Source organism: Halomonas sp. BL6 (assembly GCF_006228115.1).
Taxonomy (GTDB): Bacteria; Pseudomonadota; Gammaproteobacteria; order Pseudomonadales; family Halomonadaceae; genus Vreelandella; species Vreelandella piezotolerans.
Genome location: NZ_VDGL01000003.1, coordinates 213,624 through 234,889, shown reverse-complemented (window position 1 = coordinate 234,889; position 21,266 = coordinate 213,624). Strand labels below are relative to the sequence as shown.

Annotated in this window: 16 protein-coding genes; 9 read left to right on the top strand and 7 right to left on the bottom strand. The window is 59.4% G+C overall.

Features of this window, described 5'->3' with window-relative positions:
* Positions 1-218: 218 nt before the first annotated feature.
* Both FHJ80_RS07830 and FHJ80_RS07825 read right to left on the bottom strand, forming a co-directional pair.
* Positions 219-2,402 (bottom strand): OsmC domain/YcaO domain-containing protein, encoded by a 2,184-nt coding sequence (locus FHJ80_RS07830; RefSeq protein ID WP_139526456.1) that lies wholly within the window; start codon positions 2,400-2,402, stop codon positions 219-221.
* Positions 2,403-2,583: 181 nt separating this feature from the next.
* Positions 2,584-3,225: a TetR/AcrR family transcriptional regulator gene (locus FHJ80_RS07825; RefSeq protein ID WP_139526455.1), complete on the bottom strand. Its 642-nt coding sequence runs from the start codon at positions 3,223-3,225 to the stop codon at positions 2,584-2,586.
* Between the two features lie 89 nt (positions 3,226-3,314).
* Here FHJ80_RS07825 and fabF point away from each other — a divergent pair, with 89 nt between their 5' ends.
* Complete coding sequence (gene fabF / locus FHJ80_RS07820) at positions 3,315-4,583, top strand: beta-ketoacyl-ACP synthase II (RefSeq protein ID WP_139526454.1); 1,269 nt, start codon at positions 3,315-3,317, stop codon at positions 4,581-4,583.
* A 51-nt stretch (positions 4,584-4,634) separates the two neighbouring features.
* Here the strand turns inward: fabF and FHJ80_RS07815 are convergent, their stop codons facing one another.
* Positions 4,635-5,525: an alpha/beta fold hydrolase gene (locus FHJ80_RS07815; RefSeq protein WP_139526453.1), complete on the bottom strand. Its 891-nt coding sequence runs from the start codon at positions 5,523-5,525 to the stop codon at positions 4,635-4,637.
* Between the two features lie 30 nt (positions 5,526-5,555).
* On the bottom strand, positions 5,556-6,440 hold the full coding sequence (locus tag FHJ80_RS07810; RefSeq protein ID WP_139526452.1) for a LysR family transcriptional regulator: 885 nt from the start codon (positions 6,438-6,440) through the stop codon (positions 5,556-5,558).
* A 119-nt stretch (positions 6,441-6,559) separates the two neighbouring features.
* On the opposite strand from FHJ80_RS07810, the gene FHJ80_RS07805 reads away from it, so the two are divergent.
* Together FHJ80_RS07805 and FHJ80_RS07800 are read left to right on the top strand one after the other, a co-directional pair.
* Complete coding sequence (locus FHJ80_RS07805; RefSeq protein WP_139526451.1) at positions 6,560-7,570, top strand: zinc-binding alcohol dehydrogenase family protein; 1,011 nt, start codon at positions 6,560-6,562, stop codon at positions 7,568-7,570.
* Positions 7,571-7,676: 106 nt separating this feature from the next.
* Positions 7,677-8,480 carry a helix-turn-helix transcriptional regulator gene (locus FHJ80_RS07800; protein WP_139526450.1) on the top strand — a complete coding sequence of 268 codons (804 nt, stop codon included), beginning with the start codon at positions 7,677-7,679 and terminating at the stop codon, positions 8,478-8,480.
* 11 nt (positions 8,481-8,491) lie between these two features.
* On the opposite strand, the gene FHJ80_RS07795 is transcribed toward FHJ80_RS07800, so the two are convergent.
* Positions 8,492-9,079 carry a TetR/AcrR family transcriptional regulator gene (locus FHJ80_RS07795; RefSeq protein ID WP_139526449.1) on the bottom strand — a complete coding sequence of 196 codons (588 nt, stop codon included), beginning with the start codon at positions 9,077-9,079 and terminating at the stop codon, positions 8,492-8,494.
* 215 nt (positions 9,080-9,294) lie between these two features.
* Here FHJ80_RS07795 and FHJ80_RS07790 point away from each other — a divergent pair, with 215 nt between their 5' ends.
* Genes FHJ80_RS07790 through FHJ80_RS07775 form a run of 4 tightly spaced genes read left to right on the top strand, consistent with a single transcriptional unit; the run spans position 9,295 to position 15,787 of the window.
* Positions 9,295-10,500: an efflux RND transporter periplasmic adaptor subunit gene (locus FHJ80_RS07790; protein WP_139526448.1), complete on the top strand. Its 1,206-nt coding sequence runs from the start codon at positions 9,295-9,297 to the stop codon at positions 10,498-10,500.
* Positions 10,497-13,595, top strand: coding sequence for an efflux RND transporter permease subunit (locus tag FHJ80_RS07785; RefSeq protein ID WP_139526447.1), 3,099 nt, complete (start codon positions 10,497-10,499; stop codon positions 13,593-13,595). The genes FHJ80_RS07790 and FHJ80_RS07785 overlap by 4 nt, the downstream gene beginning before the upstream one ends.
* On the top strand, positions 13,595-15,019 hold the full coding sequence (locus FHJ80_RS07780; protein WP_139526446.1) for an ATP-binding protein: 1,425 nt from the start codon (positions 13,595-13,597) through the stop codon (positions 15,017-15,019). Before FHJ80_RS07785 ends, FHJ80_RS07780 begins: the two co-directional genes overlap by 1 nt.
* 21 nt (positions 15,020-15,040) lie before the next feature.
* Positions 15,041-15,787, top strand: a complete 747-nt coding sequence (locus FHJ80_RS07775) for a response regulator (protein ID WP_139526445.1) — start codon at positions 15,041-15,043, stop codon at positions 15,785-15,787.
* Here FHJ80_RS07775 and FHJ80_RS07770 read toward each other — a convergent pair.
* Positions 15,772-16,710 carry an alpha/beta hydrolase gene (locus FHJ80_RS07770; protein WP_139526444.1) on the bottom strand — a complete coding sequence of 313 codons (939 nt, stop codon included), beginning with the start codon at positions 16,708-16,710 and terminating at the stop codon, positions 15,772-15,774. The two genes, FHJ80_RS07775 and FHJ80_RS07770, sit on opposite strands and share 16 nt — an antisense overlap.
* Before the next feature lie 181 nt (positions 16,711-16,891).
* On the opposite strand from FHJ80_RS07770, the gene FHJ80_RS07765 reads away from it, so the two are divergent.
* Together FHJ80_RS07765 and betT are read left to right on the top strand one after the other, a co-directional pair.
* Complete coding sequence (locus FHJ80_RS07765) at positions 16,892-17,299, top strand: hypothetical protein (protein ID WP_139526443.1); 408 nt, start codon at positions 16,892-16,894, stop codon at positions 17,297-17,299.
* Between the two features lie 217 nt (positions 17,300-17,516).
* Positions 17,517-19,565, top strand: a complete 2,049-nt coding sequence (gene betT / locus FHJ80_RS07760; RefSeq protein ID WP_139526442.1) for a choline BCCT transporter BetT — start codon at positions 17,517-17,519, stop codon at positions 19,563-19,565.
* A gap of 70 nt (positions 19,566-19,635) precedes the next feature.
* Here betT and FHJ80_RS07755 read toward each other — a convergent pair whose 3' ends face one another.
* Positions 19,636-21,156, bottom strand: coding sequence for an aldehyde dehydrogenase family protein (locus FHJ80_RS07755; RefSeq protein ID WP_139526441.1), 1,521 nt, complete (start codon positions 21,154-21,156; stop codon positions 19,636-19,638).
* Positions 21,157-21,266: the final 110 nt, after the last annotated feature.

Below are 21,266 nucleotides of genomic sequence, written 5' to 3'. Positions count from 1 at the left end.
TAAGTTGCGTCGTTAACGATCGCGTCTTTGTGCTATTGGGATGCGCGGAGAGTGTTGTACCAAGCCAAGGGCGGGATGAAATTTGGCGCAGCGATGCAGTTGGTTGCACTCACTGCGCCAATTGCTGCACCACAGTGCATCACATAAAAAACGGTGCGGACCAATGAGGCCACGCACCGCTGTCGTTAATCACCGATATTACTCACCCATAAACGCCGTTAGAGACCCGCTTTAGCCGCTCGGGCTGCGTGAAGCTTCTTGTAGCTCTCGATCAGGCGCTGGTGGCGATCCAAGCCCTCTAACTGCATATTGGTGGGCGTGAGGCCGTGAAAGCGTACCGTGCCGTCTACCGAACCGACGACGGCTTCCATGGTGGCTTCGCCGAACATGCGTTTGAAGTTGGGTAGATAGTCGTCTAGCGCCAGCTCGTCGTCCAGGGCAATCTCCAGCACCGCGTTGACCGCCTGATAGAACAGGCCGCGCTCGACGGTGTTGTCGTTGTACTGGAGGAACATCTGCACGCAGTCCAGCGCCTCTTCATGGCGCTGCAGGGCCAGGTAGACCAGCAGTTTGAGCTCCAGAATGGTCAGCTGGCCCCACACGGTGTTCTCGTCGAACTCGATACCGATCAGCGTGATGATATCGGCGTGGTCATCCATCTGGCTCTCTTCCAAGCGCTCGACCAGATCGGTGAGCTGCTCGTCGTCCAGGCGGTGCAGGTTGAGGATGTCCTCGCGGTAATCCAGCGCCTTATTGGTGTTATCCCAAATCAGGTCTTCGATGGGGTACACCTCGGAGTAGCCCGGCACCAGAATACGGCATACCGGTGCGCCCAGGTCTTCATGCACCGCCATGTACACTTCGGCCCCCAGCTCCTCGAAAATGCCGAACAGGGTCTCGGCTTCCTCTTCGTTGCTGCCGGAGAAGTCCCACTCGCTGAACTCGAAATCAGGCTTGGCACTGAAGAAACGCCAGGAGACCACGCCCACCGAGTCGATGAAGTGCTCGACGAAGTTGTTCGGCTCGGACACCGTTTGCGAGTTGAAAGTCGGCAGCGGCAGGTCGTTCAAGCCTTCGAAGCTGCGGCCCTGGAGCAGCTCGGTCAGACTGCGCTCCAGCGCCACTTCGAAGCTTGGGTGGGCACCGAAGGAAGCGAATACCCCGCCGGTGCGCGGGTTCATCAGCGTCACGCACATCACCGGGAACTGCCCACCCATGGAGGCATCCTTCACCAGCACGGGGAAGCCCTGAGCTTCCAGGGCATTAATGCCCTCGACGATACTGGGGTACTTGGCCAGCACCTCCTGAGGCACGTCGGGCAGGGCCAATTCCTGTTCGAGGATCTCTCGCTTCACCGCCCGCTCGAAAATCTCTGAAAGGCACTGTACCTGGGCTTCCACCAGGGTATTGCCCGCGCTCATACCGTTACTGAGGAACAGGTTTTCGATCAGATTGGAGGGGAAGTAGACCGTTTCGCCATCGCTCTGGCGCACGAACGGCAGCGAGACGATGCCGCGATCTTCGCGGCCCGAGTTGGTATCGATCAGGTTCGAGCCACCCAGCTCGCCTTCCGGGTTGTAAATCGCCAGGCAGTGCTCGTCGAGAATCTCCTCGGGCAGCTCGTCATTCGGGCCGGGCTTGAACCACTTCTCATTGGGATAGTGTACGAACGCGCTGCCCGCGATCTCTTCACCGAAGAATTGATCGTTGTAGAAGAAGTTGCAGCTCAAGCGTTCGATGAACTCGCCCAGCGCCGAGCAAAGCGCGCTCTCTTTGGTCGCGCCTTTGCCGTTGGTAAAGCACATGGGGGACGCCGCATCGCGGATATGCAGCGACCACACGTGGGGCACGATATTGCGCCAGGAGGCAATCTCGATCTTCATACCGAGGTCGGCCAGAATACCGCTCATGTTGGCAATGGTCTGCTCCAGCGGTAGGTCTTTTCCTTCGATGTAGGTGCAGCCTCCTTCCGGCGCGCCCATCAGCAGCGCCTGAGCATCCTCGTCGATGTTCTCGACCACCTCGATCTGAAATTCCGGGCCGGTCTGCACGACCTTCTTCACCGTGCAGCGATCAATGGAGCGGAGGATGCCTTCGCGATCCTTTTCCGAGATATCCTCCGGCAGCTCGACCTGGATTTTGAAAATCTGCTTGTAGCGGTTTTCCGGGTCGACGATGTTGTTTTGCGAGAGGCGAATGTTCTCGGTGGGGATATTGCGCGCGTTGCAGTACACCTTGACGAAGTAAGCGGCACACATGGCCGACGAGGCCAGGAAGTAGTCGAACGGGCCGGGGGCCGAGCCGTCGCCCTTGTAGCGAATCGGCTGGTCGGAGATGACCGTAAAATCGTCGAACCTGGACTCCAGGCGGAGGTTGTCGAGGTAGTTAACTTTGATTTCCATGGGCGGGCGTCCAGAATAATGAGTGTGCCTGAGCGCCAACGCATCAGGCGAATGGCGGCCATTATCCAGTTTTTTGCCCGCTTCGTCTTGGGCCACCGCCTAAATCACCGGCTGCCGTTATGTGCCAATGGCAGTGCCGGCCATAGCAGCATCCTGGCGATCCGTTCAGGAGAGTAACGTCTTACTGCGCTTGCAACATACGCTCGGCCTCGGTGTCACTGATCCCGAGCATGAGTAGAATCTGGCGCTGTGTGGCGATCAATACCTGCTTGCGCTCTGCCTCGCTAGGTAGACTTTTCGCAATCGCCACGGCTCCCACTAGAGATGCCAATATTACCCGCGACTTATCCGCAATCGCGTTGCGATCAGCGGCAAAGGGAAGTTGTTTCAACTTACTAAGCGCCATCAACCGCGTTTCGAGCATCTTTTTCATACTCATGTAAGACGCTTCGAACAGGGTACGGATTTCGGCTTTTTCACTGCCTATTTCATTGAACAGCACCGCTTCGGGCCCAGGCTTATGCTTCGCTTCCAGCTCTTGGAGATTGCAGTAATTATCGACTAACTCGGTCAGGTGTTTTAACGAAAGAGGGCCTTTTACCAGTCTAGCGGCCCGACTGTTATCGATGGTCAGGCGTACGGATTCATGGTAGAGGGCCTCTTTTGACGCGAAATGGGCATAAAAGGCGCCGTGAGTCATCTTCGCCAGCTTCATGATCTGGCCAATTGATACCTTCTGAAACCCGTTGCGGCTGAATAGCTCGGTCGCCGACGCCAAAATGCGCTCTTTGGTTTTCGATTTATGGCTCTTGGGGTAAGGCATACTCACCTCATCGTGCGTCAGCTAAATATTATCTTGATCATATACTGCCCATTGCTAGGGTGCCCACACTACTGATTCAGGAGTCACTTATGCAGTCACCTATTGTGATTACCGGCATGGGCATGGTCAGCCCGCTAGGCAACAGCGTCCATAAAAGCTGGCAGCGCCTGGTTGACGGCCAGTCTGGCATCAGCACCATTGACCGCTTCGATACCAGCAATATCCCGATCAAAATTGCTGGGACGGTACCAAGCATTCACCAGGACCCTAGCGGCGGCGTTGACGTGAGTGCCATCGCCGCCCCCAAAGAGCAGCGCAAAATGGACCTGTTCAGCCTGTACGCGTTAGCAGCCGCCCAAGAGGCACTGTCGCAGGCCGACTGGTTCCCCGTCGAGCAGTCGCAAAAACGCCGAACGGCTACCATCATTGGCTCTGGTATTGGCGGGTTTCCTACCATCACACAAGCGCAAAGGACGCTGGTCGAGCGCGGCTATCGCAAACTTACCCCTTTCACGGTGCCTGCCTTTCTAGCCAATCTGGCAGCGGGCAATCTCTCCATTCGCTATGGATTCCAAGGCCCCTTGGGGTGTCCGGTAACGGCGTGCGCCGCAGGACTACAGGCGATTGGCGACGGCATGCGCATCATCCGCAGTGGCGAAGCCGATGTCGCCCTCGTCGGCGGGGCTGAAGCATGTATTGATCCGCTTTCGCTCGCCAGCTTTAATGCTTTAAAGGCCGTTTCCACTGAATCAGACGCCCCGGAGCTTGCTTCCAGGCCGTTTGATAACGCCCGTAATGGTTTCGTCATGGGAGAAGGCGCTGGCGTCATGGTAATCGAACCCCTTGACCATGCGATGGCACGGGGCGCCACGCCCTTAGCAGTGATTAGCGGTTACGGTACCAGCGCGGACGCCTACCATCTGACGGCAGGTCCAAAAGATGGATCTGGCGCAGCCGCCGCGATCCAAGCGGCGCTAGGGATGGCCAAACTAGATCCTGATGCGATTGACCATATCAATGCCCACGCCACCTCCACACCCGTTGGCGATCGGGCTGAAATAGCGTCATTGCGCAACGTATTCGGTGAGCGCTTGCCCGCTATTCCCATATCGGCCACGAAAGCCGCCACAGGCCACTTGTTGGGCGCAGCCGGCGGCATAGAGAGTATTTTTTCCGTACTGGCCCTCCGGCATCAGCAACTCCCGCCCACCATTAACCTGGAGGCGTGCGACGAGGATATGCAGGATTTGACCTTCGTCACGTCGGCGCATCAGCACGCCACTCAGCATGTATTGTGCAACGGGTTTGGTTTTGGTGGCGTCAATGCGGCACTGATCGTCAGCAGCATGGAACGTTAAGAGTAGCGCTAGCAGAACCGACGCGATGTTCAGTGCTGCTAGCGCCTAATGTCATTCATCCTGGTGTAGAAACGACAGCGCTTCTTCCAGCAGCAGGTCAGGAGCCTCCTCGGCAATGTAGTGCCCGCAGGGCAGAGCCTTACCCTCTACCTGCGTCGCTACCTTGCGCCATTCAGCCAAGGCATCGAAGCAGGCTTCAATCGCACCTTTGGCGCCCCACATCACGTTGATCGGACAGGTGAGCTTCACCCCCGCGTCGATATCCGCCTGGTCGTGCTCCAAGTCGATGGTGGCGCTGGCGCGGTAGTCGCCGCAGATACCGGTGGCCGTGCCCGTGCCGGGAAGTGCCAGGCAGCGCTCATACTCCGCCAGCGCTGCTGGGGCGAAGGGCGCCATGCCCGCGCTGCGGGCGCCCATCACGCTTTGTAGATACTGAGCGGGGTCGGCTTGAATCAGCATTTCCGGCAGTGGCTGAGGGCGAATCAGAAAGAACCAGTGCCAGTAGCTGCGTGCGAACGCTTCATTGGTGCCACGGTACATGGCCAGCGTGGGGGCGATATCTAAAAGCACCATGCGCTCGATCCGCTCGGCGTAATCAACGCCTAAACGATGCGCCACCCGCGCGCCGCGGTCGTGGGCTAGCACCTTGAAACGCTCAAACCCCAGCGCGCTCATCAGTTCGGCCATATCGGCGGCCATGGTGCGCTTGGCGTAATTGAGGTGCTTGGGGTCATCGTCCGGCTTACCGCTGTCGCCGTAGCCGCGCAGGTCGGCGGCAATCACCGTGAAGTGCTGGGCAAGCGTATCCACTACCTTGTGCCAAATCACATGGGTCTGCGGATGGCCGTGAAGCAGCAGCAACGCCGGGCCACTGCCCCCCATGCGGTAGGCAATATCGACGCCGTTCACACGGCGCATCTGTTTTTCAAACCCTGCAAACATAGCGAGCTCCTCGAGGATAGATGATGCTCTTCACTTGGCATCCTCTTGTAACCGTTCGATCAGAAAGTCTTTCAGCGCGACTACGGCGGGCGTGAGCGACAGCCGGTGCGGGCAGACCAGATACAGCGGCGCGGGCTCGGTAGGAAATGCAGCCAACAGCGCCACCAAGCGGCCTGCCTCTAGGTCTGCCTGAATATCCAGCCGAGATTTATAGGCAATACCCTCTCCCGCCAGCGCCCAGCGGCGCACGCACTCAGCATCGTCGCTCACCCGATTGCCCTGCACGCTGATACGCTCACTGCCGAACTGCCACTGATTGTGCACCCGCTCACCAAGATTGAAGCAGAGGCAGTTGTGCTGGCGTAGCTCATCTGGCGTGGCGGGCTCGCCGTGGCGCGCGATATAGCGAGGTGCGGCGCACACCACCCGTTGGTTATCGTCTTTTAGCGGCAGGGCGACCAGGCTGGAATCCTCCGGCACGCCGTAGCGCAGTGCAATCTCCACTGGCTGGCGAAATAGATCGCTCACCCGGTCGCTGACCCGAAGCCGCAAACGCAGCTGCGGATGCAGCGCCACAAAACGGTCCAGCCAGCCCAGCAGCACGTTGCGGCCCAGATCAGACGGCATTGAGAGGCTGAGTTCTCCCACAATCTCTTGGCGTTCGCGGTGCAGCTCTTTTTCCCCTTCGGCAAGGGCACCCAGCGCCGTTTTCGCATGCACTAAATAGTGCGCCCCGGCGGGTGTTAGCCGCAAACTGCGGGTAGAACGTACCAGTAGCCGCGTGCCCAACGCGTCTTCAAGGCGTTTGATTGCCACGCTAGCCACTGCCGGGGTAATCGCCAGCTCCCGCGCGGCGGCGGAAAGGCTGCCGTGCTGGGCAGCATAGACAAACACGTTTAGGTCATCGGTACGCATGGAGCGATAGGCCCCTTATTTTCAAATAAAATTGGAAACTGTTAGCTACATTAGCCCTCTTTTTCATAAAACGACACCCAGGCATGATGTCACCATTCATCATCGCTTGGAGAACGACCATGAAAGCATTCGCGTTTACCAAAAGCCTGCCGATCGACCACCCAGACGCCCTGCACGCCGTCGAGCTGCCGCTGCCCACCCCCGAGCCCCACGATATTCGGGTCGCGGTAAGCGCAGTTTCTGTCAACCCGGTAGATGCCAAGGTGCGTAAAAGCGCGCTGCCCGACGGCGGCGAGCCGCGGGTGCTGGGTTACGATGCGGTAGGCGTGGTCGATGCAGTGGGCAGTGCAGTCACTCGCTTTCAGCCGGGTGACCGGGTGTGGTACGCGGGCAGCATCGCGCGCCAAGGCTCCAATGCCGAGTACCAACTGGTCGATGAGCGTATCGCCAGCCTGGCGCCAAAAAGTCTGTCTGACGTCCAGGCAGCGGCTCTCCCCCTCACCGCCATTACTGCCTGGGAGCTACTGTTTGACCGCCTGGAACTGGGCCTGCGCGACACCAAAGGCAAAACATTATTAGTGGTAGGTGCTGCCGGTGGCGTTGGCTCGATTCTGATTCAGCTTGCCAAGCAACTCACCGATATCACCGTGATTGGGACGGCCTCTCGCCCGGAAAGCCAAGCCTGGATCACGTCGCTCGGCGCCGATGCGGTGATCGACCACCGCCAACCGCTGGATGAAGCGCTCAAAGCCGCAGGCTATGATCAGGTGGATATGGTCATCAGCCTGAACCAAACCGATCACCACTTCGAGGCGATCACCAATGCCTTGAAGCCCCAGGGCAAATTAGCACTGATCGATGACCCGGAGCTAATCGACGTGCGTAAACTCAAGCTCAAGAGCCTGTCGCTGCACTGGGAGCTGATGTTCACTCGACCTTTGTTTACTACCGAGGACATTGCCAAACAGCACGACCTATTGGCTGAAGTGGCCGCCATGGTGGATAGCGGCCGTTTGACTACGACGTTAGGCGAGGTGCTCGGCCCTATCACTGCCGACAATTTAACGCGCGCTCACGCACTGATCGAGAGCAACCGCACCGTGGGCAAGTTGGTGCTGGAAGGGTTTTAAACACGCTCGCCGATCATTTTAAGACGGCTTGGGGCATCAGCCGTTGCACTCTTGGGCGCAAGGCGGCACATTAGCCGCCACCGCCCAAGAGCTCCGAGTCACGCCCATGCACGATGAATTTGTGGCCAATTTGCGCCTGCTGTGCAGCTACTACCCGTCGATTGCCGACGTGTGCCGTCGCCTGCCCATCAACCGGGCACAGTTCAATCGCTACCTCAGCGGACGTTACTATCCCAGCCATGCGGCGCTCCAGCGGATCTGCCACTTTTTTGGCGTAACGCCAGACGATATTGCCCTGCCCCATCACGATTTCCGAGCGCTGGTTCAAACCGGGCAGCTCAACGCCGACACCGCAAGCACCTCACTGCCCTGGCCCAATGCGCTCATCCAGCGGGGTAGCGAAGGTTTGGAACGCTATCTGGGGCGCTATTTCGAGCTTTATCACTCGATGTCGCGCCCCGGCTATTTAATGCGCACACTGGTGTGTTTGGAAAAACGAGAAGGCGGCGTGGTCTACCAGCGTACCGAGCGCATGCAAGTAATACCGGGTAAGCGACCCTGTCATAACCGCTACGTCGGCGCCGCGGTCAAGCTGGCCGATCGGCTGTTTTTGGTCGACCACGAAACCCTGAACGGACACGAAATCACCCAAACCATTCTGTTTCCCAGCTTTCAGAGCCAGGTCACGCGTCTCACCGGCCTGAAAATGGGCGTGGCGGACAACAGTGAACGTATGCCCTGCTGTGTTCGAGTGGTGTATCAACGCCTGGATGAACAGGTCAGCCTACGCGAGGCGCTAGCCAAGTGCGGTTTGCTAGCCATGGATGATCCGTCGCTAGATGCGTCGCTGCTCGCCGCCGTGAGCAACGACGTGCAGAGTGGAGATCACCACTTCCGCGCGCGTCACTGAGCGCTAGCGTGCTAGCGAGGTACCAAGACGTGCTCGAACAAAATGGCTTCGAAGTGTTCCATAGGCGCAACGGATTTGAGGGTTTTGGCTCGTAGAATCGCGCCTTCCCAGCCAGAGAGTATAAAGCTCGCCAGCGACTCGGGCGCGATGGCTGTATTAATCGTCCCGTCGGTTTGGGCGTGGTTTAGGCAGGTGACGAAACGCCTTTCCCAACGCTGAAACACCACGTTCAACGCATCGCGAAAGGTATCGCTCTGACCGGAGAGCTCTTGACCAAGGTTGCCGATAAGACAGCCGGTGGTGTGATCACAATCGAGCATGTGGGCGCGACCGGTGGCAAAGTAGCGGCGCAGGCGCTCGAGAGGCGCCAGCGTCGTATCTTCCAGCAGCGCCGCCAAGGATGCATCGTAATCGTCGGCAAAGCGCTCGATGACCGCCAAGCCGAAGTCTTCTTTACTGGAAAAGTAGTGGTAAAACGAGCCTTTGGGGACACCGCAGGTTTTTAATACAGCATTGATACCCGTCGCATTATAGCCCTGCTGGGCAATCAGCTCGGCACCAGAATCAATGAGTTTGTCGCGGGTGGCGGTGTTTTTCATAACGTCGTACAGACCAGGAAGTCTATGGCTTTTCACATGGATGATGGCAGTTATAGCGCAGTTCGTCAGCGCCGGGTGCAAAAAAAGCGCTTCTTGTCGGCTTGCACACTCTTTGCACAAAGCTTACCTAATCGCTGCTCGGCAATCGGTGATGCTAGCATGATACGCCTATTTTTCTGGAATTTTCGCTCTTAGCCAACGGATATCACCCGTCCATGACCCCCTTTCGCTCTAACGCTTTCTTTCAGCAAGGCCGCATCGGTATTGGTGCACTGGCATCACTGCTGGTGTTCGTCGGTGGTTTGGCGCTCGCGTGGTGGATCGTCAGCCAGCCGCCTCGGATCGAGCGTCGTCCGCCCCCGCCGCCAACGCCGCCGGTGGTCGATGTCATCACCACCGAACAGCGGCTGCAATCCCCCACGCTAGAGGGTTTCGGCCGCGTGGAAGCAGAGAAAGCCACCGAGCTTGCCAGCCGCGTAGCGGGCCAGCTCGAACGCTTTGGCGAGGGCGTGTTGCCTGGGCGAGTCGTGGAACAGGGCGAACCGGTGGCCTATATCGATCAAGCCGACCTGCGTTTGGCTCTCGAAGACGCCGAAGCTCAACTGGCGAATGCTCAGGCGCAGTTAGCATTGGAGCAGGCCGAACAGCAGCGCGCGCGCAGCGAGTATGAATCCTTTGGACGCCAACTCAGCGCCGAACGCCGCTCCCTGGTACTGCGAGAACCACAGCTTCGTCAGGCACAGGCCCAATTGACCCAAGCCCGCGTGGTGCGAGACCAAGCGGCGCTCAACCTGGAGCGTGCGACCTTGACCGCCCCGTGGCGAGCCATGGTCCAAGAGCGTTTGGTGGGCGCTGGCAGTCTATTGAGCCAAGGCACCGCCGTGGTGAGTTTGGTCGGCGTCGAGCAGTTCTGGGTGCGCGCATCACTGCCGGGGGAATCGCTGGACTGGCTGTCGCCGGGGGGCAGCGTCACGCTCTCCAGCCAAGGCTGGCCGGAAGGCGCTTCCAGAGAAGGCACCCTGCTCTCTATTTTACCCAACCTCGAAGAGAACGGCTTGCAGGCCCAGCTATTGATCGCCGTGGACGATCCGCTGGCGCTCGATCACGATGGCCCTGCCCTACGGATGGGCGATGTGCTGCGTGTGGCGTTCCACACCACCGCCGAAGAGCCACTGATCGCGCTGCCTTCGGCAGCGCTGCGCCCCGGCGAGCAGGTGTGGTGGGTAGACGACGAGAACCGCCTACAGCGCACTCAGGTAACGCTGGCCTACCGCGGCCAAGACGACGTGTTGGTGCGCAGCGGCCTGGCGCCCGGCCAACGGGTAGTGGTCGCGGGCCTTGCCCAGCCGCGAGAAGGTCAGGAAGTTCGCCTTCGCCAGCGCGGCGACACGCCCGCTCAGAATGAGGGAGCGGCTCGATGATGCGCAAAGGACCGTTGGCATGGATGGTCGATCATGGCGTTGCTCCTAACCTGTTGATGGTGCTGTTCATCGTTGGCGGTTTGATGGCGTCGCTGGCGATCAAAAAAGAGGTGTTTCCCGAATTCGAGACGGAAATCGTCCAGGTCACCATCAGCTATCCGGGCGCTACGCCAGAGGACGTCGAGCAGAGTTTGCTACTGCCGGTCGAGGCCGCCATTGCCGATGTCGAAGGCATCGATGAGCTAACCGCCAGTGCCAGCGAGGGCAGCGGGGTGGTCAGCGCTACGTTGATCGATGGCATCGACGTGATGCGGGCGTACCAGGATATTCAGCAATCCGTGAATGCCATCACTACCCTGCCCGCCGCCGCCGACCCGCCCCGCTTCACCCTGGCAGGCCGCTCACGCAGTGTGGTCAGCCTGCAGGTGTATGGCAGCGTTGGGTTGGCCGCGCTCCACGACGCCGCCGAGAGCGTGCGTGCCGAGCTGCAGGCCACGAGCGGTATTTCACGCGCAGAGCTCTCGGGCAATCGTGAGCGAGAGATTCAGGTGCATTTGGATGAAGAGGCCATCGAGCGCTACGGATTGGATCATCAGCAGTTGGCCAGCCGCATTGCCGAGGAGGCGCTGGACCTTGCCAGCGGCCAGCTCACTACCGCCGAAGGCGAGTGGCTGATCCGCTACCAAGGACGACGCAATAGCGCCGACGAGTTCGCCGAGCTGCCGATCTTGACCACCGCCCAGGGCGCTCCCGTGGTGCTGGGCGATATTGCCAGGGTCAGCGAGGGCTTTGCCGAAACCGACCGAGAGGAGTTCTACAACGGTTTGCCAGGGCTATCGGTGGACGTGTACCAAATCGGCGATCAGACCCCTACTAGCATTTCCAATGCGGTTTATGGCGAGCTGGAGCGACTACGCACCAACCTACCTGATGGCGTTCGCTTGGACGTGTCACGGGATAGTTCGGAGGTCTATGAGGACCGTCTTAGCCTACTGTTGAAAAACGCCTGGATGGGCTTGGCCCTGGTGCTGTTCTTGATGGCACTTTTTTTAGAGGCGCGGCTGGCCTTTTGGGTCACGCTCGGCATTCCCACGGCGTTTTTGGGGGCCATGCTGTTTCTACCCTGGGTCGGCGTGTCGCTCAATATGATGTCGATGTTCGCCTTCATCATCGCCCTGGGCATCGTGGTGGATGACGCCATCATGGTGGGTGAAAACATCTACAGCTATCGGGAGCAAGGCTATTCGCTGCGCGATGCGGCCGTCAAAGGCGCTCAAGAAATCGCCACCCCGCTGACCTTCGCGATTCTCTCCAATATCGTCGCCTTTCTACCGCTGCTATTTCTGCCGGGCTTTTTGGGGCTGATTTTTGCCACCGTACCGGTCGTCGTGATCACGGTGTTCATCATTTCTCTGGTAGAAGCGCTGTTCATTCTGCCTGCCCACTTGGCGCATGCCAGCAAGCCCCGCCAAACGCCCGCCTGGCAGCGACCCATCGAAGCGGTGCGCCTGCGCATGCAGCGCGGCTTGCATCACGTTACCTACCGACAGTTCGAACCCTTGTTGCAGCGCGCGCTCGACCAGCGCCTGCTGACCGTATCCGTGGGGGTGGCCATTCTCTGCGTGACGCTGGCCTGGGCGATGAGCGGCCGGCTTGGATTCTCGCTGATGCCCCGGGTCGAGTCGGATCAGGTGCAGGCCAGCGTGACGCTGCCGATTGGCAGCCACATCAGCGTGAGCCGCGAGCTGAGCCAGCAGTTGCTCGACGCCGCCGAGCGGCTCAGCGAGCGAGAAGAAACACTTAGTTTTCGCAGCACTCGTAGTCGTTTGGACGGCGAAAGCCTGGAAGTGCGTCTGGATATCGCGCCAGAAAGCCTGGACGCCTGGCCACCGTCACGTATTGCCCGGGAGTGGCGAGAGCTCACTGGGGATCTTTTAGGCGCGCAGTCGGTTCGCTTCGAATCTGATGTGGGCGGCCCAGGCAGCGGCGCGGCCTTGAGCCTACGCCTTTCCCACCCTGACACTCACGTCTTGGAAGCCGCCGCCTCCCGTCTGGCAGAACGACTTGGGGAGTATGGTTTGACCGATATCGACAGCGGCTTGGGCGACGGCAAGCCTCAACTCGAAATGCGCCTATCCGCCGAGGGGCGCTCGTTAGGGCTGACCGGTAGTGACCTGGCTCAGGCGCTGCGCGGCCCGTTGCAAGGCGCCACGGCAGTGGAGCAGTTCATCGGTCGTCAGGAAGTCAGTGTGGAAGTGCGCCTGCCAGAGACGTCGCGTAACAGCCTTAGCGAGCTCTACCGTCTGCCGATCCGCACGCCGGACGGCATGAGCGTGCCGCTCTCGAGAGTCGCCGATATCACACTGAGCCAGGCCTCCAGCAGCCTACAGCGGATCGATGGGCGGCGCATCATCACCGTCACCGCCGATTCCGAGGGTGACCAAGCGATTAATCAGGTAATCGCCACCCTGCAAGAAGAGGTGTTCCCAACGCTCAGCAACACTTGGCCGGGGCTCGAAGTGAGCATGGGCGGCCGACAGCAGGACACCGCCGACAACCTCGCCACGCTGCGCACCGCCATGTGGCTGATGCTCGCCGCGCTTTACGCGCTGCTCGCCATTCCTTTCAGAAGCTACCTGCAGCCGCTGCTGGTGATGGCTGCCATTCCGTTTGGCATCGTGGGCGCGGTAGGTGGGCATCTACTCATGGGCTTTGGGCTGTCGATCATCAGCCTATTGGGTATGCTAGCACTCTCCGGCGTGGTGATTAACGATGCGCTGGTGTTGATCGACTACGCCAACCGCAAGCGTCGTGAAGGCTTGGCCCCGCGAGAAGCCATCGTGGCGGCCGCAACCCGCCGCCTGCGGCCGATCATGATGACCACGCTGACCACCTTTTTGGGGCTTGCGCCGATGATTTTGGAAACCTCCCGTCAGGCTCGTTTTATGATTCCCATGGCGATTTCGCTTGGTTTTGGCATGCTGTTCGCCACCCTGATTCTGCTGCTGGTGGTGCCGTGCCTCTATCTAAGCCTGGAAAATCTGCGTGAACGGTTGAGCGCACCACACCCGCCTAGCCAAACGGATATGACCTAATGCGTAGATGGAGTCGACTTCGCCAGTGGCGACCGTCGCGGCTGGGGCTAAAGCTGTTCGTCGTGATTCTCAGCGTCAACGTCGCCATTGCGGCCAGCGTGTTTCTGGCCGTGTCGTACAGTATCGACCGCGGTTTTCTCGAGTACCTCAATCAAGCCCAAGAGCGGCGGGCCACGCTGCTCGCCGACGGGCTCATTACCCGCTGGGAGACCCAAGGCGACTGGGCATGGTTGGAAGCGTCTCCAGAGCGCTGGCCCTACATCGTCCGGTTCGAGTTGGGGCAAGAGCATCGTGATCGCCCTTCTCCCTTGGGCGAGGCACAAGACTTCGCGCTGCGCGATAGCGACGGTGAGTATGTGATACCGCCGACGGATACCCCGCGCGGCTCGATAGGCTGGCGCTGGCTGATGCTGTATAGCGATATGACCCCAAGCGGCCAGCGAGAAGCGATTGGCGCGCTGGGTTTTCGTCCACCGCAAGAGATGATGGAGCGCATGGAGAGCCGGTTTTTGGAGCGCCAGCAGCGCAATCTGGTACTCATCGTCATCTCGCTGGGGCTTGCCTCGCTGCTTCTAGCAGGAGGCCTCTCCTGGTGGCTTGGGCGACGCACCCGAGCGTTAGCCGGCGCCACCCTGCGGTTGACCGAAGGCGACTATCACACCCGCTTGCCAGAGCGCGGACGAGACGAACTATCGCGCTTGGCACGGGACTTCAACGTGCTGGCCGCCACGCTCGAAGCCAGCCGCGAAGCCCGCGCCCGCTGGGTCTCGGACACTGCCCACGAACTGCGCACACCGCTGGCCGTTCTGCGCGGAGAAATCGAAGCCATGCAGGATGGCATCCGCCCGCTCAACCAAGAAAATCTGGGGTCGCTGGCCCAGGAAGTGGCCCAACTCGAGCGGTTGGTGGCCGATTTACGCTTGCTCTCCCAAAGCGACGCGGGCGCGCTGGATATTCAGCTAGCCCCCATGAATCTCAGTGAGAGTCTGGAAAGTCGCTTGAACGATGCCGACCGTTGGCTAGAAGAGAGCGGCCTTTCGCTGAGCACCGATCTGACACCAGACGTCATGATACGTGGCGATGCCCAGCGGCTGCGCCAACTATGGAACAACTTACTGGACAACAGCTGTGCCTATACCCAGCCGCCTGGTCAGCTAAGCGTCGCCCTGACCTGCGAACGCGACCACGCAGTGATTACTTGGCAAGACAGCGCGCCTGGCGTACCCCCAGAGGAGCTGTCACGATTGACCGAGCGGCTCTATCGTGTGGAGGGTTCCCGCAACCGCGCCAGCGGTGGCAGCGGCTTGGGGCTTTCCATTGCCAGCGCCCTCGTCGCCGCCCACGGCGGCACACTCACGCCTAGCGCTTCGCCCCTGGGCGGTTTGACCTGGATCCTCCGCTTACCGCTGCTAAGCGCCTCATAATCCGATCATAAGCGAGCCGATATGTCTCAGAGTGCTGCACACCCCGACGCTTCATCTCACGACGGCCTCACAGAGGATACTCCTCTACTGATCGTCGAGGACGAGCCCAAAATCGCCCGGCTCATGGCCGACTATCTGCAAAACAACAACTTCGCCCCGATCATCATCAGCCACGGTGGCGAGGTCATGCCATGGCTCACTCAACACGCGACGTCCCTGGTGCTATTGGACGTGATGCTGCCAGGTAAGGATGGCCTGACGCTCTGTCGGGAAATTCGCCAACAGTGGCCCACGCTCCCGATCATCATGGTCACGGCCAAAGTCGAGGAGGTCGACCGCTTACTCGGGCTCGAACTGGGCGCCGATGATTACATTTGCAAACCCTTTAGTCCCCGCGAAGTCGTCGCCCGGGTAAAGGCCGTGCTGCGCAGAAGCCAGGCCGCCGCTCAGGGCGATGCTCCGACGACCGTCAAACTCGCCCCGGTCACGCTGGACGAAGAGGGCTGGCAAGCGCTGGTCAATGGTCACGACCTGGGGCTCACGGCAGTGGAGTTTCAGTTACTGCGAGTCATGATGCAGTCGCCCGGACGTATTTTCAGCCGCGAGCAGCTAATGGACCATATGTATCGTGACAACCGCATCGTCTCCGAACGTACCGTTGACAGCCATATCAAGAAGCTGCGTAAAAAAATCACCGAAGCGCTACCCGAGCAGGAGATCATTCGCTCGGTGTATGGCGTGGGCTACAAATATCAGCCCGAGGGGTAAGCCGCTTCCCTAAGTGCAACCTGGCGATTCAAAAACGCAATGCCCGCTTCGATGGCACTGCCACGCAGCAGGAAGCTCGTGACATGGCCTCGCCCACGCTGTAGATAGAGTTCGCTAGGCGTTCCCTGGGCTTTCAACGCCGCGTAGAAGTCAGTGGCGTGGTCGACCGGCACGAGCTGATCCCAACTGCCGTGAAACAGAAAAAAGGGCGGTGCCTTCGCGGTAATCTGGCGTGCCGGAGAGGCCAATGCGTAAGCTTCCGGCCGCTCGGCCCGCGTCCCGCCGATAAAATCGACCACCAAGCGGCCATCGTCGAACTTCAGCAGATCACTGGGTAATCCTCCGGCCATGACCGCAGCCAAGCGTGCGTGCTCACCGCCGTAAGGATCTGCCAGCGGGCCGTCACTGCCCGCAAGCGCCAGCAGGCTGACCAAATGCGCGCCGGAGGAGAAACCGACACCGACAATGCGGTCGGTATCGATCTGCCATGTCGCGGCGTTCGCGTGTATCCAGGCCATGGCCTGCTGAAGATCGTGTAGCTGGGCGGGGAAGCGATAGTCGGGGGCAAAACGGTGTTCGATATTTACCGTCACGTATCCCTGAGCCGCTAACTGCTCTGCGATACGCTCCATATCCTCCGGCCCACGATTCCGCCAGCCGCCCCCATGCACGACGAGCGCTGCTGGGCGAAGCGCGCTGCTTTGCGTACTGGGGAGCAGCACGTGGGCACGTAAGGGTTCGGGCCACGCCTCTGGTGTATAGCGTTGGGGGTCCAGGCGGGTGAACGGCTGGGGCTCACGCAGGGCACTCTGCTCGATGGCAGGCTCACCCTGAGTGACTTGATGGGTGGCGCCGCAGCCGCTTAACCATAACGCAAGCGCGCTGAAGCCCACGATTCGTCGAAGACCAAGCATATCAGGCATGCAATTCTCCTTCTGACCATCGGTAGTGGCGTTTCCCCTCACCGCTCGATCGCCCCGTGTTCTCGTTGTCGAATTGTCTGAGCAAGATCACGGTTGTTGCACACTTTGTGCAACCGTTTTACACCAAGCCATTGAATACTGACATCGTCAAATTACCACGTATTCACCGATGAGGTATGCCATGAAGATGTCACTTCGCCAACTGTTTGCTCCCGCGTTTCTGGCCGTTGCCCTAATGCCACTCGCCTTCACTGCACAAGCGGATCATCACGACGGACAAGGCATGGATCGAGAAGCCATGAAAGAGCGCATGGAAGAGCGCCGTCAGGAGGTCTACCAGCGCGCGGAACTCAGCGAGGAGCAGCAAGCAGCGCTCGATGAGGCCCACGCCGAGCACCGTGAAGCCGTTCTGGCGCTGCGTGAAGAGCATCAAGCCCGAGTCGCCGAGATTCTCTCCGAAGAAGAGCAGCAGGCGCTCAGTAATGCCATGCACGAGATGCTCGCAGAATATCGCCAGGAGCGCGGCCATGGTGGTCATGGCAAGCGCGGCCACCACGACGATGCTGCCCACGAGATGAACGCTGAGTAAACCTCTATCGAGCAAGCGTTTATTTAGCGTCTAATGCGCTCTTCGCGCCCAGCCTAGCTGGGCGCGTTTGTTTCTATACTCCTCTCATACGCGACCACCCCATCTCTCACCCTCGGCCAACGACTTGAAGCGAGCGTCTAAACCGCGTATTTTATTTGAACGTTCATTCAAAAATAACGTATTTTCTTCTTTGTCTTAACAACAGGAGTCCGCCTCCATGGCGAAAGACAACCCCGTCCTCCCCTCCCGAGACCGCTTGAACCCCGTGGTTTTCCACGGCAGTGTCGCGGGTATTCTCGTGTTCTTGATCATGACGATGCTGTTCACCGAGCAAGCAGGCGCCTTCTTCGATGCAGGTCTCGCCTGGGTGAGCGAAACCTTTGGCTGGTACTACATGTTGGCCATCGTGGCGTACCTGGTGTTCGTCATCCTCATTGGCATGTCCCGTTACGGCAGCATTCGCCTAGGACCCGACCACTCACGGCCCGAGTTCTCGTTACTCTCCTGGTCGGCCATGCTGTTTGCCGCAGGTATCGGCATTGACCTCTTGTTTTTCAGCGTTGCCGAGCCGGTCGCCCACTATTTGGCGCCGCCCGATCTAACTCCTGAAAGCCAAGAGGCCATGCGTAACGCCGTCGTTCAAACCTATCTGCACTGGGGGCTCTCCGGTTGGGGGCTGTACGTGCTGATGGGCATGGCACTGGCCTACTTCAGCTACCGCCACCGTTTGCCGCTGGCGATTCGTAGTGCGCTCTATCCGCTGCTGGGCAAGCGCATTCACGGCCCAATTGGCAACGCCGTGGATATCACCGCCGTGATCTCGACCGTATTCGGGATTGCCACCAGCTTGGGTATTGGGGTGATCCAGCTCAACTACGGCTTGAATTATATGTTCGACGTGCCGGAAACCTTGACGGTTCAGGTCATCTTGATCGTCCTGGTGGTCGTGCTTGCCACGATCTCGGTGGTGACGGGTGTCGAGAAAGGCATCCGCCGCCTCTCCGAGTTCAACATGCTGCTGGCTCTGGCGCTGATGCTGTTCGTTCTTTTCTCCGGTGACACCCTGGTGCTGCTGGATAAAGTGGTCAACAACGCTGGCGACTACCTCTCAGGCTTCGTTGCTGCCAGCTTCGATACTTACGCCTTTGCCGATGAAGGTGCCCAAGAGTGGAAAATGTGGTGGACCATCTTCTTCTGGGGCTGGTGGATCGCCTGGACGCCTTTCGTCGGGCTGTTTCTGGCGCGCATCTCCCGCGGCCGTACCATTCGCCAATTCGTGGCTGGCGCCCTGTTCATTCCGCTCTCGTTCATGATGGTATGGATGTCCATTTTCGGTAACAGCGGTATCGAACTGGTGGCCAACCAAGGCGTTGCCGAACTGGGCGAGCAGGCCTTGAATTCGCCACAGACCACGCTCTATACGCTGTTGGAGTACTACCCCTACGTGGGCATCACCGCTGCGGTCGTGACCGTTCTGGGGATCGTATTCTTCATTACCTCGGCGGATTCGGGTGCGCTGGTGCTGGCCAACTTCACTTCGATCTTGAGCGACGTGAACCACGACGCACCGGTGAAACTGCGTATTTTCTGGTCGGCCGTGATTGGCCTGATCACCGTCGCGCTATTGATGGCTGGCGGGCTGAACGCGCTGCAAAGCGCCGTGGTGATCACCGCGCTGCCGTTCTCGGTGGTGATCTTCGCCATCATGGTGGGGACTTACAAAGCACTGAAGTTGGAAGGTAGCAAAGCCGACGCCCGCCGCATGATTGCGGGCAGCGCGCCCGGCGGCGACTGGCGCGAGCGCCTGGACCGCGCGCTGGACACTTCCAACCGTGCAGGTGCCGCCGCCACCATCGAGCACTCGATTCGTCCGGCGATGACACAGTTTGCCCAGGAGCTCGAGAGCCGGGGCCAGACGGCCAACGTCACCGAAGAACAGGTCGAGGGGGAATCACTGCCCACGCTGACGCTGCAGGTCGACCTTGGCGACGCGACGAGCTTCGTCTATCAGGTTTGCCCGCACCGCATGCGCACACCGAGCTTCATCCCCGCAGACGATGACTTCTACGTGCGTTTGGACGTCTATTTGGCAGAAGGTGGTCAGGAAAAAGACCTTAACGGCTACACCCGGGGTCAAGTGATTGGAGACCTGGTGGCAGAGTACGAACGTCACCTACACTTCCTCACCCTGGCGGGCCAGCAAATGGGCCATGTCCAGGCTATGCCAGGCACCATCGGCGAACCGCCGGAGGATGCTCAGATGTAATGACATTCGCTCAATAAGAAACCCCGGTCACATCGACCGGGGTTTTTTGTGCTTTGCGTACTCGCGCGGCTTAGAAGAAGCCCAGCGGATTGATATCGTAGCTGACCAGCAGGTTCTTGGTTTGCTGGTAGTGCTCGAGCGCTACCTTGTGGGTTTCGCGGCCAACGCCGGATTTCTTGTAGCCCCCAAAGGCCGCGTGGGCGGGATACTGATGGTAGCAGTTAGTCCATACGCGGCCCGCTTGAATGCCACGCCCCATGCGGAAGGCGACGTTGATATCGCGGCTCCACACGCCAGCCCCCAAGCCAAACTCGGTATCGTTGGCAATCGCCAGCGCTTCTTCTTCGTCCTTGAAGGTGGTCACCGCCACCACCGGACCAAAAATCTCCTCTTGGAACACGCGCATCTGATTATTGCCTTTCAACAGCGTCGGCTGAATGTAGTAACCGCTATTGATGCTGTCATCCAACGTCTCTTTATTGCCCCCAGTGAGGAATTCGGCGCCCTCGTCACGGGCGATATCCATGTACGACATGATCTTGTCGAACTGCTCTTGGGAAGCCTGCGCACCTACCTGCACATCGGTATCCAGCGGGTTCCCACGCTTGATGGTCTTGGTACGCTCGATGACCTTTGCCATGAACTCGTCGTACATGCTCTCTTGAATCAGCGCACGCGATGGGCAGGTACACACTTCGCCCTGGTTGAAGAACGCCAGTACCAGCCCTTCGACCGCTTTGTCGATGAAGGTCGGCTCGGCGTTCATGATATCGGCGAAGTAGATGTTGGGGGACTTACCGCCCAGCTCGACGGTAGAGGGAATGATGTTCTCTGCTGCGCATTTCAGAATGTGTGAGCCCACGGGCGTCGAGCCGGTGAAGGCAATCTTGGCAATGCGCTTACTGGTGGCCAGCGCCTGACCGGCTTCTGCGCCGAAGCCGTTGACGATATTGAGTACGCCAGGCGGCAGCAGGTCGCCAATCAACTCGACCACTTTCAAAATGGAAGCAGGCGTCTGCTCGGCGGGCTTGAGAACGACACAGTTACCTGCCGCTAGCGCCGGGCCTAGCTTCCAGGCCGCCATGAGAATCGGGAAGTTCCAGGGGATGATTTGCCCCACCACGCCCAGCGGCTCGTGGAAATGGTACGCCACGGTATTGGCGTCGATATCGGCCGCTGTCCCCTCTTGGGAGCGCAGGCAGCCAGCGAAGTAGCGGAAGTGGTCGACCGCCAGTGGGATGTCCGCATTGAGGGTTTCACGCACAGCTTTGCCGTTGTCCCACGTTTCGGCCACGGCCAGCATTTCGAGATTCTGTTCGAGGCGGTCGGCGATTTTGAGCAGGATATTGCTGCGCTCTTGCACCGACGTTTTGCCCCAGGCCGGGGCGGCTTTGTGGGCAGCATCCAACGCTTTTTCGATGTCTTCCGCGCTGGAGCGGGGAATTTCACAGAACACTTTGCCATTGACTGGGCTAACGTTGTCGAAATACTGACCGTTCACGGGGGGAACGAATTCGCCGCCGATGTAGTTGCCGTAGCGCTTTTCGAACGATACAACCGAGCCCGCTTCACCTGGGTTGGCGTAGATCATGGTACTGCTCCTGAGTATTATGATTGTTAAAAGGTGCCTACCCAGTGTTGGCCACTTGCGCCGATCACGATATAGCCCGATGGCAGGACGCACCCTCATTCCTTGGTAGG

Excerpts from the sequence above, each read along its gene's own strand:
- betT (WP_139526442.1), top strand. The coding sequence starts at position 17,517 with ATGGCGAAAGACAACCCCGTCCTCCCCTCCCGAGACCGCTTGAACCCC.
- FHJ80_RS07775 (WP_139526445.1), top strand. The coding sequence starts at position 15,041 with ATGTCTCAGAGTGCTGCACACCCCGACGCTTCATCTCACGACGGCCTC.
- FHJ80_RS07780 (WP_139526446.1), top strand. The coding sequence starts at position 13,595 with ATGCGTAGATGGAGTCGACTTCGCCAGTGGCGACCGTCGCGGCTGGGG.
- FHJ80_RS07770 (WP_139526444.1), bottom strand. The coding sequence starts at position 16,710 with ATGCCTGATATGCTTGGTCTTCGACGAATCGTGGGCTTCAGCGCGCTT.
- FHJ80_RS07800 (WP_139526450.1), top strand. The coding sequence starts at position 7,677 with ATGCACGATGAATTTGTGGCCAATTTGCGCCTGCTGTGCAGCTACTAC.
- fabF (WP_139526454.1), top strand. The coding sequence starts at position 3,315 with ATGCAGTCACCTATTGTGATTACCGGCATGGGCATGGTCAGCCCGCTA.
- FHJ80_RS07790 (WP_139526448.1), top strand. The coding sequence starts at position 9,295 with ATGACCCCCTTTCGCTCTAACGCTTTCTTTCAGCAAGGCCGCATCGGT.
- FHJ80_RS07755 (WP_139526441.1), bottom strand. The coding sequence starts at position 21,156 with ATGATCTACGCCAACCCAGGTGAAGCGGGCTCGGTTGTATCGTTCGAA.
- FHJ80_RS07805 (WP_139526451.1), top strand. The coding sequence starts at position 6,560 with ATGAAAGCATTCGCGTTTACCAAAAGCCTGCCGATCGACCACCCAGAC.
- FHJ80_RS07810 (WP_139526452.1), bottom strand. The coding sequence starts at position 6,440 with ATGCGTACCGATGACCTAAACGTGTTTGTCTATGCTGCCCAGCACGGC.
- FHJ80_RS07815 (WP_139526453.1), bottom strand. The coding sequence starts at position 5,525 with ATGTTTGCAGGGTTTGAAAAACAGATGCGCCGTGTGAACGGCGTCGAT.
- FHJ80_RS07765 (WP_139526443.1), top strand. The coding sequence starts at position 16,892 with ATGAAGATGTCACTTCGCCAACTGTTTGCTCCCGCGTTTCTGGCCGTT.
- FHJ80_RS07795 (WP_139526449.1), bottom strand. The coding sequence starts at position 9,079 with ATGAAAAACACCGCCACCCGCGACAAACTCATTGATTCTGGTGCCGAG.
- FHJ80_RS07830 (WP_139526456.1), bottom strand. The coding sequence starts at position 2,402 with ATGGAAATCAAAGTTAACTACCTCGACAACCTCCGCCTGGAGTCCAGG.
- FHJ80_RS07785 (WP_139526447.1), top strand. The coding sequence starts at position 10,497 with ATGATGCGCAAAGGACCGTTGGCATGGATGGTCGATCATGGCGTTGCT.
- FHJ80_RS07825 (WP_139526455.1), bottom strand. The coding sequence starts at position 3,225 with ATGCCTTACCCCAAGAGCCATAAATCGAAAACCAAAGAGCGCATTTTG.